Source organism: Ferrimonas sp. YIN67 (assembly GCF_057219095.1).
In genome coordinates this window covers 291729-307310 of record NZ_JBXVVJ010000002.1, presented here as the reverse complement: position 1 = coordinate 307310, position 15582 = coordinate 291729, and the positions used below count along the sequence as shown (strand labels likewise).

The 15582-nt window shown below is 55.5% G+C and carries 15 protein-coding genes; 3 read left to right on the top strand and 12 right to left on the bottom strand.

Annotated features, from left to right (window positions below; translation table 11 throughout):
- Positions 1–33 precede the first annotated feature (33 nt).
- Positions 34–1386, bottom strand: a complete 1353-nt coding sequence (gene pssA, locus AC2D8U_RS05035) for a CDP-diacylglycerol--serine O-phosphatidyltransferase (RefSeq protein ID WP_484618385.1) — start codon at positions 1384–1386, stop codon at positions 34–36.
- 287 nt (positions 1387–1673) lie between these two features.
- The gene (cydH, locus tag AC2D8U_RS05030) at positions 1674–1766 is read right to left on the bottom strand and encodes a cytochrome bd-I oxidase subunit CydH (RefSeq protein ID WP_484617960.1); all 93 of its coding nucleotides are present in this window, start codon (positions 1764–1766) and stop codon (positions 1674–1676) included.
- 86 nt (positions 1767–1852) lie between these two features.
- Between cydH and dacB the strand changes: the two genes are divergently transcribed.
- The 3 genes from dacB to AC2D8U_RS05015 all read left to right on the top strand — a co-directional run bounded on the left by dacB (position 1853) and on the right by AC2D8U_RS05015 (position 4949).
- A complete protein-coding gene (gene dacB, locus AC2D8U_RS05025) occupies positions 1853–3268 on the top strand; it encodes a D-alanyl-D-alanine carboxypeptidase/D-alanyl-D-alanine endopeptidase (RefSeq protein ID WP_484617959.1) in 1416 nt (471 codons plus the stop codon).
- Positions 3269–3279: 11 nt separating this feature from the next.
- Positions 3280–4518, top strand: coding sequence for a nucleotidyl cyclase domain-containing protein (locus tag AC2D8U_RS05020; protein WP_484617958.1), 1239 nt, complete (start codon positions 3280–3282; stop codon positions 4516–4518).
- Between the two features lie 122 nt (positions 4519–4640).
- Positions 4641–4949: a hypothetical protein gene (locus tag AC2D8U_RS05015; RefSeq protein ID WP_484617957.1), complete on the top strand. Its 309-nt coding sequence runs from the start codon at positions 4641–4643 to the stop codon at positions 4947–4949.
- A gap of 4 nt (positions 4950–4953) precedes the next feature.
- Here AC2D8U_RS05015 and AC2D8U_RS05010 read toward each other — a convergent pair whose 3' ends face one another.
- The 10 genes from AC2D8U_RS05010 to serC all read right to left on the bottom strand — a co-directional run bounded on the left by AC2D8U_RS05010 (position 4954) and on the right by serC (position 15571).
- Positions 4954–6708, bottom strand: coding sequence for an acyl-CoA dehydrogenase family protein (locus AC2D8U_RS05010; RefSeq protein WP_484617956.1), 1755 nt, complete (start codon positions 6706–6708; stop codon positions 4954–4956).
- 165 nt (positions 6709–6873) lie between these two features.
- Positions 6874–7572, bottom strand: a complete 699-nt coding sequence (gene pyrF, locus AC2D8U_RS05005) for an orotidine-5'-phosphate decarboxylase (RefSeq protein WP_484617955.1) — start codon at positions 7570–7572, stop codon at positions 6874–6876.
- An 18-nt stretch (positions 7573–7590) separates the two neighbouring features.
- The gene (gene lapB, locus AC2D8U_RS05000; RefSeq protein ID WP_484617954.1) at positions 7591–8751 is read right to left on the bottom strand and encodes a lipopolysaccharide assembly protein LapB; all 1161 of its coding nucleotides are present in this window, start codon (positions 8749–8751) and stop codon (positions 7591–7593) included.
- On the bottom strand, positions 8751–9026 hold the full coding sequence (locus AC2D8U_RS04995) for a LapA family protein (protein WP_484617953.1): 276 nt from the start codon (positions 9024–9026) through the stop codon (positions 8751–8753). The genes lapB and AC2D8U_RS04995 overlap by 1 nt, the downstream gene beginning before the upstream one ends.
- A gap of 110 nt (positions 9027–9136) precedes the next feature.
- Entirely contained in the window at positions 9137–9418 is a 282-nt protein-coding gene (ihfB, locus tag AC2D8U_RS04990) for an integration host factor subunit beta (RefSeq protein ID WP_484617952.1), read from the bottom strand.
- A gap of 68 nt (positions 9419–9486) precedes the next feature.
- Entirely contained in the window at positions 9487–11157 is a 1671-nt protein-coding gene (gene rpsA, locus AC2D8U_RS04985; RefSeq protein ID WP_484617951.1) for a 30S ribosomal protein S1, read from the bottom strand.
- A 93-nt stretch (positions 11158–11250) separates the two neighbouring features.
- Entirely contained in the window at positions 11251–11943 is a 693-nt protein-coding gene (cmk, locus tag AC2D8U_RS04980) for a (d)CMP kinase (protein ID WP_484617950.1), read from the bottom strand.
- A gap of 119 nt (positions 11944–12062) precedes the next feature.
- Positions 12063–13352, bottom strand: coding sequence for a 3-phosphoshikimate 1-carboxyvinyltransferase (aroA, locus tag AC2D8U_RS04975; protein WP_484617949.1), 1290 nt, complete (start codon positions 13350–13352; stop codon positions 12063–12065).
- Positions 13353–13369: 17 nt separating this feature from the next.
- Positions 13370–14476 (bottom strand): histidinol-phosphate transaminase, encoded by a 1107-nt coding sequence (gene hisC / locus AC2D8U_RS04970; RefSeq protein WP_484617948.1) that lies wholly within the window; start codon positions 14474–14476, stop codon positions 13370–13372.
- A 30-nt stretch (positions 14477–14506) separates the two neighbouring features.
- On the bottom strand, positions 14507–15571 hold the full coding sequence (gene serC, locus AC2D8U_RS04965; protein ID WP_484617947.1) for a 3-phosphoserine/phosphohydroxythreonine transaminase: 1065 nt from the start codon (positions 15569–15571) through the stop codon (positions 14507–14509).
- Between the last annotated feature and the right edge of the window lie 11 nt (positions 15572–15582).

Below are 15582 nucleotides of genomic sequence, written 5' to 3'. Positions count from 1 at the left end.
GGAGATAAAAAGGCGGCTGACGCCGCCTTTTCACTAGAGAACTCGCTTCAGGAGGAGGTCCGCACGAACTCTCTTCAACCTTTTCAATAATTTAGTGACTTGGGCTGGGTACTGATCTAAGGTTTCAATCACTTTGTAGCCCGACAATGAACGGGTGTTTTCCAGAATACAGGCTCGCTCGGCATCGAATTTACCTTTCAGCGCTTGCTTGGGATCCAGCAGCAACAGGCCATTTTCCAGATCCAGGGCCCATGCCCTAGGGTTCAAGTTATTCCCGGTAAGCAGGTATGCATGGTCATCGACCTGGATCCCCTTAAGGTGATAACTGTTGTTCTCATGGAGCCACAATCGCAAATCCAGCAGCCCCTTGTCGATGCTGCTTTGGTGCCGCTTGGCAAAACGCTTGAGATTTTGCTCATAGAGATAGGGCAAGGCACCGATAGGCGAAAACGGCTGGTCCGGCGGTGTATAAAAGTCATTGGCGGTCTTGTCACCAACAACGATCTGAACCTTTACTCCGCGTCGTAACAGTCGGCCGATCACGGCCGTCAACTGGCTGGGCAGATTAAAATAGGGCGTGCAGATCACGACACTATGCTGAGCGCTGCGAAGCAACTTAACAATGGTGCGATTAAGCTGATTCCCCTGGCGCCCCAGCCCTAACAAGGGATATATGGTCACATTGCCCTCACCCTGATCAACCGGCAGTTGATAGCGGGCTCGACTCAAGCGCAGCTTTAACTGTTTAATGCTACGGCGCAAGGATTTGGCCGTAGGGACCGGGGGGTGCAGCAAAGACACAACGGCCTCACTGGCGATCAGATCCTCAAGCATGAAACGAGACAGGCTATCAGCCAGCGTCTTATCGTGGATCAAGTGGTAGCGGTCGTATCGAAACCTATCCTTCCAACCCAGATAGACATCATTGATGCTTGCACCGCTATACACGACGCTGTCATCCACGACGAAACCCTTGAGGTGCAAGACTCCCGCCCACTCCCGGCTCTTCACCGGGACGCCGAATACTCCAATCTCGACCGGTGCATATTCTTGGGCCAGTTCACGATAGAACTGATCATTACCGATCTGAGGACCTTTACCAATCAACCCCCGCTGAGCGCGATGGAAATCCACCAGGATCTGAACATCGAGCTCAGGGCAACGCTGCTTGGCTTGGTAGAGGGCATGCAGCACCGCACGCCCGGCTTCGTCATCCTGCAGGTAGAGGGCCGCAATGTAGATCCGCTTTTGTGCCGATTCAATCATCGCCAGCAAACGCTGGCCATACTCAGAGGTGTCAGTGATAACCTCGACGTTATCCGAGTGCACAGTACACCCGGCCAAGCCGTCGTACCAATTTTTGGGAGATAGGGTCGCCAATTGCATATTCTTTTTTACGCCGGTCGCAGCATCGCTGAAACCGGACAACATCATCCACTCAATATAAGCTTTGCCAGTTTGCCATTCGTAACAGGTGACTGTAGGAAAAGGCAAATTGAGGATTTGGGATCTGCTCGCTAGTAAAACAGACCCCTCGTAGTTGAGCAAGCCTCGTCAGAGCTATTGTACCGAGTGTGTGGAGCAGGCAGCGGCCACTATCCGGGTTCTGTGCACCAGATCACCCAGGATGATACCGCCTTGTTTCATAAACTTGGCGGCATTATGGAGAGCATTCAGGCAAAGTGAATTGCCGTAACACCCAGTGCGAGAATACCAGACAGGATCAATACAGTTGCTACCAGAGCGTAACGCAGATCTTGATTCATGATTCCTTTTCCTCATCAAGCTAAGGTAAGTTCATTATGGTGTTTTTTCCTTGCGGCGAACAAGTTAGGCAAAAGTAGAAGAGACAATGCGATTCTTTCTGTTCCTTATGACACTTGTGGTGGCACCAGCCAGCCAGGCAGGTTTCTCCGAATTTTCGGCCTTGCTGCCACCAGGCAGTCAGTCGGCCCTGGTGATCCTTGGGCCCAATGGAACTCCCTTATACCAGCATGCCGAAGACCGTCAGTTAGCCCCGGCATCGACCCTGAAGTTGGTCACCGCCACAGCCGCCTGGCTTAAGCTCGGCAAGGATTTTCGTTTCCTGACGGAGTTTCGTGGAACGGATCCGGTGCAAGGTCGTATTCGAGGCGATTTGATCCTGTCCATGTCCGGAGACCCCACCCTCAGCAGGACTGATCTCTACGCTCTGGTGATGAAACTCAAGCGGCAAGGCATAAGGGAGATCGAGGGGGACCTACTCCTCGATGGACACCGTTTTTCCGGATACGATCGTGCCCCGGGCTGGCCCTGGGATGATCTGGGGATCTGTTATGCCGCCCCGGCCTCAGCCATCATGCTTGATGGCAACTGTGCCAGGATACGGCTTGAGCTCAATGGGGAACGGGTACGGATCGTTAAACCCGCCTATCTTCCCATCGAAGTGGAAACCCAACTGCAGATCCGCCCACCCTCCAGAGATTGCCCGCTGGAGATGCAGCGTTTCGATGGAAATCGCTATCGTCTCGAGGGCTGCATCGACCGAGCTATCCCCCTGGCCATCGCCATCAACAATCCGATCCACTACATGACGTCGGTGTTGAAGCAACTCCTGATTGAAGCAGGGATCCACTTGGAAGGAACGGTGCGTGTTGGCAGGGCAACAGATGGGCTAACCGTTCTGGCATCCCATCAATCCAAACCCCTTGGCCCATTGCTACAGCGTGTCCTGGAAGACTCTGACAATCAACTGGCTGATGCGCTGCAACGCACCCTCGCGTATCAGCTCTACGGACGCAGTGCCGGTTTTTCTGCCGGCAGCGATGCCGTGCATAGTATCCTTCAGCATGAATTGGGACTGTACCTTAAGCCCAGCGCCCTGTACGACGGTTCTGGCTTGTCCCGTTATAACCTGCTCAGTGCCGGACAGTTGAGCCAACTACTGCTGCACTGGCAAAAGGATCCCAGACTCAAGCCTCTTATCTCCCTGCTTCCGGTTGCAGGATACAGCGGTACCCTCAAGCACCGTGCTGGACTGGCCGATATTGCGGGAAAGGTGCGGGCTAAGACAGGGAGCTTTAATCAGGTCAGCAACCTCGCTGGCTTTGTTGAAACGGCTGACGGACAGCGACTGATCGTCGTCCAACTGATCAACGGCTTGGTTGGCGATCCCGATGTCGTTCGTTCCGCACTGACTCAGTATGAGCAAGCCCTTTATCAGTGCCTGCATCACCAATGCTTGAAACCAGACACAAGCAAACGGGTTCAACACCCTGGTCCCAACTAGGAGCAGCCATTATGCCCCAAGATCCCTGGCGAAAATTGGCACAAAATGATTCAGGTGCAGAACTGATCCACCGCGTTGCCGAAGCGATGTACCTGGCCGATCACTGGCCTCGAGTAGCGCTAGCGCAACGTCAGGATGATCAGATCCGACTGCTCGTCCTCAGTGAACAGGGGCGCAACTGTCCCTTGAGCACCTACCCGCTCTACCAGGCCCCCTGCCAACAACTCTACCGTGAAAGTCATGCGCCGGACTTGCAGGTCTATTACCAAAACCTGCTCCATTTTCCGCACTGGTCCCTACGCCAACAGTCGTCCCTGAACTGCTACTATGGTGCGCGGATCCCGGTCGAACCGCAGATCGGTCAATTTCACCTACTGATGCTTGACCATCAGGCACACAACGAATCCACACTTCCTCGAAGCCTGCTGAGCACCGCGGTTGACCGGATCGCCATGGATCTGCGCCAAGGACACTATCAGAAGGAGCGTCTTGTCCTGCAACAGTGTCTACAGCGCTCCACCCACGCCCAAGCCAGGATCGATCCCACAGGTTGTCTACGCCAAGTAAGCCTCGGCTTTGCCCAAGCCTTTCATCAGTCCATTGAAGCTCTGGAGGGGATCTCCCTCATCGAGCTCGCGGCAGAATGCCCAACCCTGGTGAAGCAAATCGCTCTAAGCGATACCCCAAACCACTCGATACACTGGTGTGAGTTGCCAGGGGGCGGCCGTCTGCTCGGGATCCATACCGAGCCCCTCGATCCTTGCAGTGGTCACCTATTGCTGTTGTTCGATACAAACCCGTCGCCCAGCCCGCTCGCCGCACCCCTGCTCCATGGCGGTGAAGCCTTTCAACACAGGTTGCAACAGGAGTTGGCCAGGCTCAATCGCAACCAGCATGTCACGGCCCTGCTGTTTATCGAACCTGCCGATCCGAGCGAATGTCCGGATTGGACGACCCTGGCCAGTCAACTCCGTTCCTGCTTGCGTGGCGAAGACCTGCTGGCCCAGGTACAGCCAAACACCCTGGTAGTATTGACTGCCAGTTTCGATCATCACGGACAGCCACCGCGCCCTCAACTCGAAGCTATCGCCGGTAAGATCTGGACCCTGCTGCAGAGTCATCCAATCAACAGCCCCTGGCAGCTAAGAGTTCGGGTGCTGACACAGTGGGATCGCAGCATCGATCAGGTCCTCTCTCCCGAGCACGCAACCCCTTGGCAGTCTACGCTGGCAATGGAGGATCACGACTAAAGCAACAAGATCTCAAGCGTTGCCCGAAACGAACTTTACCTTTGTATTCCCCGGATCTCGTCTATAACTAATTCATTGGTGGGCAAAAGCCGACCACGTTATCGGGGGGACATTTTATGTCAATGAAGAGTGCAAAAGAGTTCGCCGCCTGGATGATTGAGCGTTTCGGAAACTATGAGGAAGGTGTTTTTCTGGAGCGGGATGATCTGAAAAAGTTATCAGGCCGGCACACCCTCAGGCAGGATTTTATCGCCGATGTACATTTTGAATTGACCCGCCATGGTATGGGGTTTGTCACGGATACCATGAGGGATAAATACTACCTGTTTTACTTGCCAGAGATGTACTGGAAAGAGGTGGCAGACCGTTACCGGGCTACCACCAATGTTCATGAACTGGAAACGCGAAAACTCAAACGACACCGCTCCTGACTGATCAGAACAGGGCGGCTGGCATCGCCATGGTCGTGTCCGTATCCGCCATGGCAGACGCCAAGTTTGCATCAAACCGGGGAAACAGCCGGGTAAAATAGAAATGTGCCAGGTGACGCTTTCTTTCCGCTAACGGCGCCTCAGTCCTATCCAGCGCATTGAGCATCTTAAGCCACATCACACCATAGATGGCATATCCCAGTGCATGGAGAAAGTCCACGGCGCCAGCATTGATAGCATCTGCGAGCTTGTCTGCACCATTCAACTCAGTAACGGCCGCCTGCAGTTCCTCAAAGGCCCGTTTCACCTGCACGCCATAACCTCGATCATCCAGCGCCAGACCAGAGATCGCCTCGTCGGCCAGGCAGGCCAACAAGTTTAATGCCAGGCCCTGCCTTGGAAGCACTTTGCGACCCAACAGATCCAAAGCCTGGATCCCGTTGGTTCCCTCATAGATCTGGGCGATCCTGACATCCCGTACCAACTGTTCAATGCCGGTTTCCCGAATATATCCGTGTCCGCCAAAGACCTGTTGATTCAGTACACAGGTTTCCAAGCCAAGATCGGTAAAAAACGCCTTGCACAGTGGCACCAGCAACCCCGCCAAGGCAGACGCCTCTTCCTGTTTCCCTTCGCCGTATTTCACCCGATCCAGTTGCATCCCGGCAAATACCGCCAGGGCACGTCCGGCTTCGGTCAAGGCCGCCGTGGTCATCAGCATACGTCGTACATCGCCATGAACCAGGATCGGACTGCTCGCACCGTTTAGGGAGCCACCCTCGCCTTGCCCCTGCTCACGCTCTTTGGCATAGGCCACCGCCATCTGATAGCCCGCCTCGGCACAGCCTAATCCCTGGATCCCAATTGAGAGGCGCTCGTAGTTCATCATGGTAAACATGGCCAAGAGACCCCGATTGGCTTTACCAACCAGTTCGCCCCGGGCATGGTCGAAATGCATGGCACAGGTGGCAGAACCCTTGATCCCCATCTTTTGCTCAACCGCACCACAACTCACACCATTGGCCTGACCAAGACTGCCATCACTGTTGACCTGAAATTTTGGCACCAAGAAAAGCGACAATCCGCGACTGCCAGCGGGTGCATCGGGCAAACGCGCCAGCACCAGATGAATCACATTGTCCGTCAGATCATGATCGCCGCCGGTAATGAAGATCTTGCTCCCGGAGATCCGGTATCCTCCCTGATCATCGGGTACCGCCTTAGTGCGAATGTGTCGAAGATCAGAGCCCGCCTGTGGTTCGGTCATATCCATTGCCCCTGCCCACTCGCCACTGTACAACTTGGGTAAGTAAAGGGATTTTTGCTCCTCACTGCCGTGGCTGGCCAGGCACAGCGCCGCACCTGCCGTCAATGAACTGTAGAGAGTAAAGGCGTTGGACGCGCTGTAGCACATCTCATCAAACAGCACGCCCAACATCTTCGGGATCCCCATACCACCGTATTGAGGATCGCCCCCCAAGCCAACCCAACCGGACTCGGCATAGAGCCGATAAGCCTCCTTATAGCCATCTGGGGTAGTCACCCTCCCCTCCAGGATCCGCACCCCTTGTTCATCACCCTGTCGGTTGATCGGTGCGATCAGCTCAGCCGTGATCCTGGCGCCCTCCTCCAGGATCGCCTGGGCCGTCTCCATATCCAGTACCTGGGCCAGCGCCGGACTCTGTGCCCACTCTCCATCGGCCTGAAAAACATCCTTAAGCAGGAAGTGCATATCCTTGAGTGGCGCTTGGTAGGTCATTGGGAACCCTCAGTTATGACGAACGAACAATTAAAACGGTCGTTTAATATTAAGCCGATAGCACTCGAAATCAAGTGCCGGCAGGGATCTTGACGCCACTGACCCTGCAGGGCAAGGAAGTGGATCAAAAAAGCCGCCCGAAGGCGGCTTGCTGAGGAAGAACCGTTACGCCAAGGAAGCGTTGATCGCCTCCAAAGCTTTAACCGGATCGTCGGCTCGAGTGATGGGTCGACCAATCACCAGGTAGTCACTGCCTGCCGCAACCGCCTCTTTCGGGGTCATCACCCGTTTCTGATCGCCCAGATCGGCACCGGCAGGACGGATCCCGGGGGTAACCAGCTCAAACTCAGCACCCAGTTCGGCTTTTAGCAGGCTCGCTTCCTGAGCCGAGCAGACAACACCGTCGAGCCCGCTCTCTTTCGTCAGTTTAGCCAAGCGTCGAACCTGTGCCTGACCATCGGCGGCCAAGCCCAATTCAGGCAACTCATCTTCCCCCATGCTGGTCAGCATGGTTACCGCGATGAGTTTGGGCGCCTTGTCACCGTAGGGTTTAAGGGCCTCAGCGGCGGCGCGCATCATTCGGCTACCGCCACTGGCATGAACATTGACCATCCAGACACCCAGATCAGCGGCCGCGGCAACGGCGCGGGCAACGGTATTCGGGATATCATGAAACTTGAGATCCAAAAAGACGTCGAAACCACGCTGAGTCAGGGCACGCACAAACTGAGGCCCGTACAGGGTAAACATCTCTTTGCCGACTTTCAGCCGACATGCGGCCGGGTCCAATCGCTCAACAAAGGACATTGCATCGGTTTCACTGGCAAAATCCAGGGCCACCAGGACCTTAGGTCCGTTGTTCATCAATATTCTCCAATCATATTATTCGCCGTCGAGGCCTCGGATCCGTTGGATCTGGCCCCACGACTTACAAGAAGGGCACTGCCAATACAGGGTATGGCCGGGAAAACCACACTGCAGGCAACGGTATTTTGGCCTTAGCTTAATCTGCTTTTCGACCAGATCACTGAGTAGCAACAGGCTGTCCCTGGCTGACTCATCGGTAAGCGCATCGGTGCGCATCGCCATCAGGCGATGGAATCCCTTCATGGTGGGGTGTCGCTTCAACTGAGAGAGGATCAGCTGCTCTGCTGACGCACTCCCCCCGCTATCAATCACACAGTCGGCCAGGGCCAGTACGGCGCTGATCCCAACCTCCCCTTTACAGGCCACCTCCAACAGCTGTTGGTACTCCTTCAATTTACCCTGGGCTTCGTAGGCCTGCCTTGCCCTGGGCAAGGTTTCGGCCAGCCAGTGGGGACTGTGTGTCAAAAGGCGTTCAAACGCCGAGGTTGCCTCTTGGTGATTCTCCGACGCAACAGCCAGATCGAACAGGGCTATATTGGCTCTGCCGCAACCCGGATCCACCTTAAGGGCTTTGAACCACAATTTGATCCGTTCCGCCGGGTCTTCACATTGCACCGCCAACTCACAATAAAAATGTGCCACTTGCGGCACCATCCGCTTTCGGTCCATACGTTTGAAACGTTTGACTAGGCGGATCGCCTTCCACCACTCCTTATTGGCCTGATAGATAGAGAGCAATTGCAGTTCGGCTTCTTCGCTGTGATCCGGATCTTTAACCAGCTGCTGCAAGATCTCTTCGGCCCGATCGTACAATCCGGCGGCAAGATAGTCCTTTGCCAGTTCCATCATGGCCAGGTCTTTTTGCTGTAGCGACAAATGGGGACGGGCAATCAAGTTCTGATGGATACGGATGGAGCGATCCACCTCGCCCCGCTTACGAAACAGGTTACCCAAGGATAGATGGGTATCGAAGGTTTCCGAGTCAACCTGAAGCAGCTCGATAAAACGGTCCACCGCTTTATCGGGTTGGTCGGACAACAGAAAGTTGAGCCCTTCAACGTAGTTACGGGAAAGGTTTTGCTGATTATGCTGCTGATGGATCCGCACACTCCGCCGCCCCATATACCAGCCATACGCCGCTGCGATGGGCAGAAGCAAAAACAGCAATTCAAGCATCAGTATTGGTCAGCTTTATCAACGCCGGCTTGTTGCTTCTGGCAACGCTGCTTCCACTGACGGATGACCAACTTTTGCTTGATCACCACAGTCAACGCCAGCACCCAGCTGATCAAAAATCCGAACAGAAAGGTCACGGCCAAGACCCAGGGCAACGGAAACTCCCCCTGGGCAACAAAATAATTGATGGCTACCGGATACTCATTGCGAGCCCCGAATGCCAACGCGAGCACAAACAGTGCCGCCACCAAAGCTGTGACAATAAATGCTTTCACACCAACCCTTTTGTCCATAGCGAGTAATCCGAATTATCCACCAAAAAACAAAAGCATGCTACCCAATATAAAAAAACCCCGCCGAAGGGGCGGGGTTTTATACAGTGGTATTAACCATTGTTAACGCGTTCGCGCAGTTCCTTTCCAGGCTTAAAGTGCGGCACATATTTGCCATTAAGCTCGACGGACTGCCCGGTTTTCGGGTTGCGTCCAACTCGTGGTGCGCGGTAGTGCAAAGAGAAGCTGCCGAAGCCGCGGATCTCGATACGGTCACCATGTTCCAGAGTTGATGCCATCTGTTCGAGCATCTCTTTAATGGCACCTTCCACATCTTTACTGGAAAGGTGCGACTGCTTGCTGGCAAGTCGTTCAATAAGTTCGGACTTCGTCATCCTCGCTCTCCTGATAGCCAATACAGTCGCCTATGAAGGGAGGCATGCCTCCCTCCAACTGCAGGCGATTAGTCGTTACGGGCCGCTTTGAAGGCTTCGGCCATGGCGCTGGAGAAGACGGTTTCGTCTTTCTGGTTCAGCGCGTCGATGGCTTCTTTCTCTTCCGCTTCGTCCTTCGCACGGATGGACAGGGAGATGGTGCGGTTCTTACGGTCTACGCCCATAATCTTCGCTTCAACCTGCTCACCAGCGCTCAGCACGGTGCTCGCATCTTCGATGCGGTCACGGGAGATGTCAGCTACACGGATGTAGCCTTCAGCGTTCTCGCCCAGCTCTACGGTAGCGCCTTTGGCGTCTACTGCAGTGATGGTACCAATAACGATAGCACCTTTCTTGTTATCAGACAGGTACTTGTTAAACGGATCTTCTTCGATCTGCTTAACACCCAGGGAGATGCGCTCACGCTCTGGATCTACGGACAGTACAACAGCGTCGATTTCGTCGCCCTTCTTGAAGTCACGAACGGCGTCATCACCGTTGGCGTTCCAAGAGATGTCGGACAGGTGAACCAGACCATCGATGCCACCGTCCAGGCCGATAAAGATACCGAAGTCAGTGATAGACTTGATCTTACCGGAAACCTTGTCGCCCTTGGCGAAGTTCTGAGAGAAGTCTTCCCATGGGTTGGACTTACACTGCTTCAGACCCAGGGAGATACGACGACGCTCTTCGTCGATGTCCAGAACCATCACTTCCACGGAATCACCCAGGTTAACAACCTTGGATGGGTGGATGTTCTTGTTGGTCCAGTCCATTTCGGAAACGTGTACCAGGCCTTCAACGCCTTCTTCGATCTCAACGAAGCAGCCGTAGTCGGTCAGGTTGGTCACGCGACCAGTCAGGCGAGCACCTTCTGGGTAGCGGTTAGCGATGGATACCCATGGATCTTCGCCCAGTTGCTTCAGACCCAGAGAAACACGGGTACGCTCACGGTCGAATTTCAGAACCTTAACGTTGATCTCGTCGCCAACGTTAACGATTTCGCTTGGGTGCTTAACGCGCTTCCAAGCCATGTCAGTGATGTGCAGCAGACCGTCAACACCGCCCAGATCTACGAACGCGCCGTAGTCGGTCAGGTTCTTAACGATACCCTTCACTTCTTGACCTTCGGCCAGGTTCTCCAGCAGCTGCTCACGCTCTACGCTGTTCTCGGATTCGATAACCGCACGACGGGAAACAACAACGTTGTTGCGCTTCTGGTCCAGCTTGATCACCTTGAATTCAAGGTCTTTGCCTTCCAGGTGAGCAGTATCGCGTACCGGACGCACGTCAACCAGAGAGCCTGGCAGGAACGCACGGATGCCGTCCAGCTCAACGGTGAAACCGCCTTTAACCTTGCCGTTGATAACACCAACAACAGTTTCCTGGTCTTCGTAGGCTTTTTCCAGACGAACCCAAGCTTCGTGACGCTTGGCTTTTTCGCGGGACAGTTGAGTCTCACCGAAACCATCTTCGATGGCATCCAGAGCAACGTCTACCTGAGCACCAACTTCGATTTCCAGCTCGCCTTTGGCGTTTTTGAACTGGTCAGCCGGGATGGCGGACTCAGATTTCAGGCCGGCGTCAACCAGAACGATGCCGTTCTCGATGGCGATTACGGTACCCTTAACAATGGAACCCGGACGGGTTTCCAGTTCTTGCAAGGATTCTTCAAACAGCTGAGCAAATGATTCAGTCATGTAATTACTAATTTAAATAGGTCATCCACGGCCATCCTGGACGCGGGGTTATTGTCCTTTGCCTGCGCCATCCTTAGTGCAGACTCCCATGGATCAAACCGAATCGGCTTGATCCAAACTTTTCACCACGTGGCTAAGCACCGCATCCAGTACCTGGTCGATGGTCAGCCCCGTCGTATCAATTTCTAGCGCATCCTCGGCCGGCTTCAGTGGCGCCACCTTACGGTTGGCATCACGGTCGTCCCGCTCCTGGATCTCTGTCAAAAGGCGGTCAATGCTAACATCATAGCCTTTTTCCTTCAACTGGGCGAAGCGGCGCTCGGCACGCTCCTGCGCGCTGGCAGTCAGGAAGATCTTGGATTGTGCCTGAGGGAACACCACGGTGCCCATATCCCGACCGTCGGCGATCAAGCCAGGGGCCTGCTTAAAGGCTCGTTGGCGGCGCAACAGGGCTTCGCGCACGCGCGGCAGCGCAGCCACTTTGGATGCGGCATCGGCACACTGCTGACTGCGGATCTCCGTCGAGACATCCTCACCTTCCAGCACAACTCGGACCCCGTCGTCCGACGGGTTGAACTGCACATCCAGATGTGCGGCCAGCAGCGCCAGCGCATCTTCATTACCCAGCTCAACATTGTGATGCAGGGCAGCGAGGGCCAACACTCGATAGATCGCACCGGAGTCAAGCAGATGCCACCCCAGACGGCTGGCCAACAACTGACAGATGGTGCCCTTACCCGCGCCGCTAGGGCCGTCAATGGTAATAACCTGTGCCTGTTCAGGCATAGTTATCCTCCAACAAGTCAATCTCAGTCCGGGACAAATCCGTCCGAACCGACCAAAAAGGCGGGGGCATTATACACAAATGCCCCCGCCTTCGCAGAATTTTACCTTAAAAAAAGAAGTTAACTGCTGATTTCTTGTAACTTTTCAAAGTAATCCGGGAAGGTTTTGGCAGTACAGTCAGGATCATTGATGGTCACAGTCTGTCCCCCGACGGCCAACAAGGAGAAACACATCGCCATCCGGTGATCGTTATAGGTATCGATCTCGGCGTGTTTCAACGTCGTCACCGGGGTGATCACGATGTAATCTTCGCCCTCCTCCACCTCGGCACCCACTTTACGCAACTCGGTGGCCATGGCCGCCAGACGATCCGTCTCCTTCACGCGCCAGTTATAGACGTTACGGATCCGGGTCGGTCCCTGGGCAAACAGTGCCGTGGTGGCGATGGTCATGGCTGCATCCGGGATATGGTTCATGTCCATATCAATCCCCTTCAACACACCACCTCGAGCCACGATCTTGTCGTCATGCCACTCGATCTCGGCCCCCATGGCAGCCAGGGCATCGGCGAAGTACTTGTCGCCCTGCAGGCTCAGGCGTCCCACCCCATGCACGGTCACCGGACCTTTCCCCAGGGCACCGGCCGCGAGGAAGTAGGATGCGGAGGAAGCATCGCCTTCCACCAGGAAGGTACCCGGACTGACATATTGCTGGCCCGCCTTGACCACGAAACGTCGATAATCCTGGTTTTCCACTTCAACGCCAAAACGCTGCATCAATGCCAGGGTGATATCGATGTAGGGCTTGGAGACCAGATCGCCCATCACCTCGATGGTCAGATCCTCGGCACACAGGGGGGCCACCATCAGCACCGCGGTCAAAAACTGGGAGGAGATGCTGCCATCGATCTTCACCTCGCCGCCGGCCAGGATCCCGGCTTCGATCGCCAATGGCGGATACCCCTCGGCTTCCAAGTATTCAATCTTGGCCCCCAAAGGACGCAGGGCATCGACCAGATGGCCGATGGGCCGTTCCTTCATTCGAGGCTCACCGGTCAGGAGATAACGCCCCTGACCCAAGGTCAGTGCCGCAGCCAAGGGACGCATGGCGGTACCGGCATTGCCCAGATAGAGCTCCAGCAACTGCTCCGAATCCTGTTGCGCCAGGGCTTCGCCCCGCCCCTCGACCGTGATGGTACGTGCGGTGGGGTTCCAGTCGTAGGTCACGCCCAGAGACTTGAGCGCATTGAGCATATGGCGGATATCGTCCGAGTCCAACAGGTTGGTCAAGGTCGTGGTGCCTTGCGCCAGGGCGGCCAGCAGCAGCGCCCGGTTAGAGATGCTCTTTGAGCCGGGCAGGAAGATCTCGCCTTCCACCCGGCTAATGGGGTCCAGAGTTAACTGCTTCATACTATTCCAACTTATTCTTATTGATTCTCTGCCAATACCCGATCAAGCGCCGCCATCAGACGATCATTCTCCTCGGGCAGGCCAATGCTGATCCGTAAATGCTCCGGCATGCCATAGCCGGCAATAGGCCGTACGATCACCCCTTGCTCTAGCAACGCCTGATAGATGGTCTCTGCGGGGATCAGCTTGACCGTCAGAAAATTGCCCTGGCTGGGAATGTATTCCAGCTCCCGAGCCTCGCAGTAGGCCACCAAACGCGCCATCTCGGCATCGTTGAGGGCCACACTCCGGCTCACGTACTCCTCATCCCCCAAGGCAGCCGTGGCTGCAGCCAGCGCCAGGCTGTTGCAGTTAAAGGGCTCCCGCACCCGGTTCAGCAGATCGGCAATGGCCAGACTGCTGATCAGGTAGCCGACCCTGAGTCCCGCCAAACCATAGGCCTTGGAGAAGGTCCGGCTGATACACAGGTTGGGGAAACGACTGAGCCATTCGACACTGGGTGCCCGTTGCGGCTGGGCCACGTACTCGTAATAGGCTTCATCCAGCACCACCAGCACCCGCTCGGGCACTCGCATCAGAAAGGCTTCCAGCGCCTCGGTCTCAAGGAAGGTACCGGTCGGGTTATTGGGGTTGGCGATGCAGATCATTCGAGTCTGATCAGTGATGGCGGCCAGCATGGCCTCCAGATCATGACCCCAGTTTTGCGACGGCACCGCAACAGCGGTCGCACCGCAAGACTGGGTCAGCAGCCGATAAACGATGAATCCATGGGCATCGAAGATCACCTCATCGGTCGGGGCCACAAAGGTGCGAAACAGGATCTCCAGCACCTCGTTCGACCCGTTACCCAGGGTGATCTGCTCAGGCTGGGCCGACAGATGTTGCGCCAGGGCCTGCTTGAGGTAAAACCCATTGGCGTCCGGGTAGCGAGTGAGATCGGCGATGGCGGCGGTGATCGCCTGCTCGGCCTTGGGGCTCAGTCCCAGGGGGTTCTCATTGGAAGCCAGCTTCACAATGTTGCGGATCCCAAGCTCCCGCTCCAACTCTTCGATCGGTTTACCCGGTTGATAGGGGTGCAACCCGGTCACACCGGGATTGGCAATAGCCTTAACGTCAATGGCCAAATCCTTGTCCTCTTAGATTCCAAATGGGGCTCAGCGATGGGCTTGCTCGAAGCGCTGCATAAAGGCGATCAGGGCCTCAATCCCTTCCAGTGGCATGGCGTTATAGATGCTGGCACGCATTCCACCAACCATGCGATGCCCCTCCAGGGCCTTGAGTCCGGCCGCTTCGGCTTCCCGCAGGAAACGCTCATTCAGTTCATCATCCTGAAGCTTAAAGGTGACGTTCATCTCGGAGCGGAACTGAGGTGCGGTATCGTTGCTGTAGAAATCGCTGTTATCGATATAGCGGTACAGCAGATCGGCCTTGGCTCGATTACGCTGCTCCATGGCCTGGACGCCGCCCTGGGCCTTAAGCCACTTGAACACTTCACCGGCCAGGTACCAGGGATAGGTTGGCGGTGTGTTGTACATGGAATCGGTTTTCTGCGCCAGGGTGTAATCCAGGATCGAAGGGGTCTTAGGATCAGCATTACCCAGCAGATCCCGTCGTATGATCACCAGGGTCAACCCGGCCGGGCCGACATTCTTCTGTGCCCCGCCGTAGATGACGCCAAACTTGGTCACATCCAGCTCACGTCCCAGGAAACAGGAAGACATGTCCGCCACCAGGGGACTGTCGGTTTCCGGCACCTCGAAGATCGCCGTGCCATTGACGGTTTCATTCGGGCAGTAGTGGACATAGCTGAAGCCAGAGGTGTCGCCGATCTTGGCGAGATCGAAGGTCCCCTGATCACAGCGCAGATCCCGCGCTTCGACCTCACCGTACTTCTGGGCTTCTTTCGTGGCAGCATCGGACCACTGGCCACTATTGAGGTAGAGCGCCTTGCCCTGCCCCAGCAGATTCAGGGGCACGGCGGAAAACTGGCCGCGGGCACCACCATGCATAAATAGTACGGCGTAGTTATCGGGAATGTTCATCAGATCCCGCAGGTTCTGCTCAGCCTCCTCCGCCAGCGCCATAAATTCGCTGCCACGGTGGGAGATCTCCATCACCGATACACCCAGATCCTGGTAGTTGATGAATTCCTTTTGTGCCTTAGCCATCACGTCGACCGGCAACATGGCCGGTCCCGCGCAGAAGTTGTATACGGTCATTGTCCTTTCCT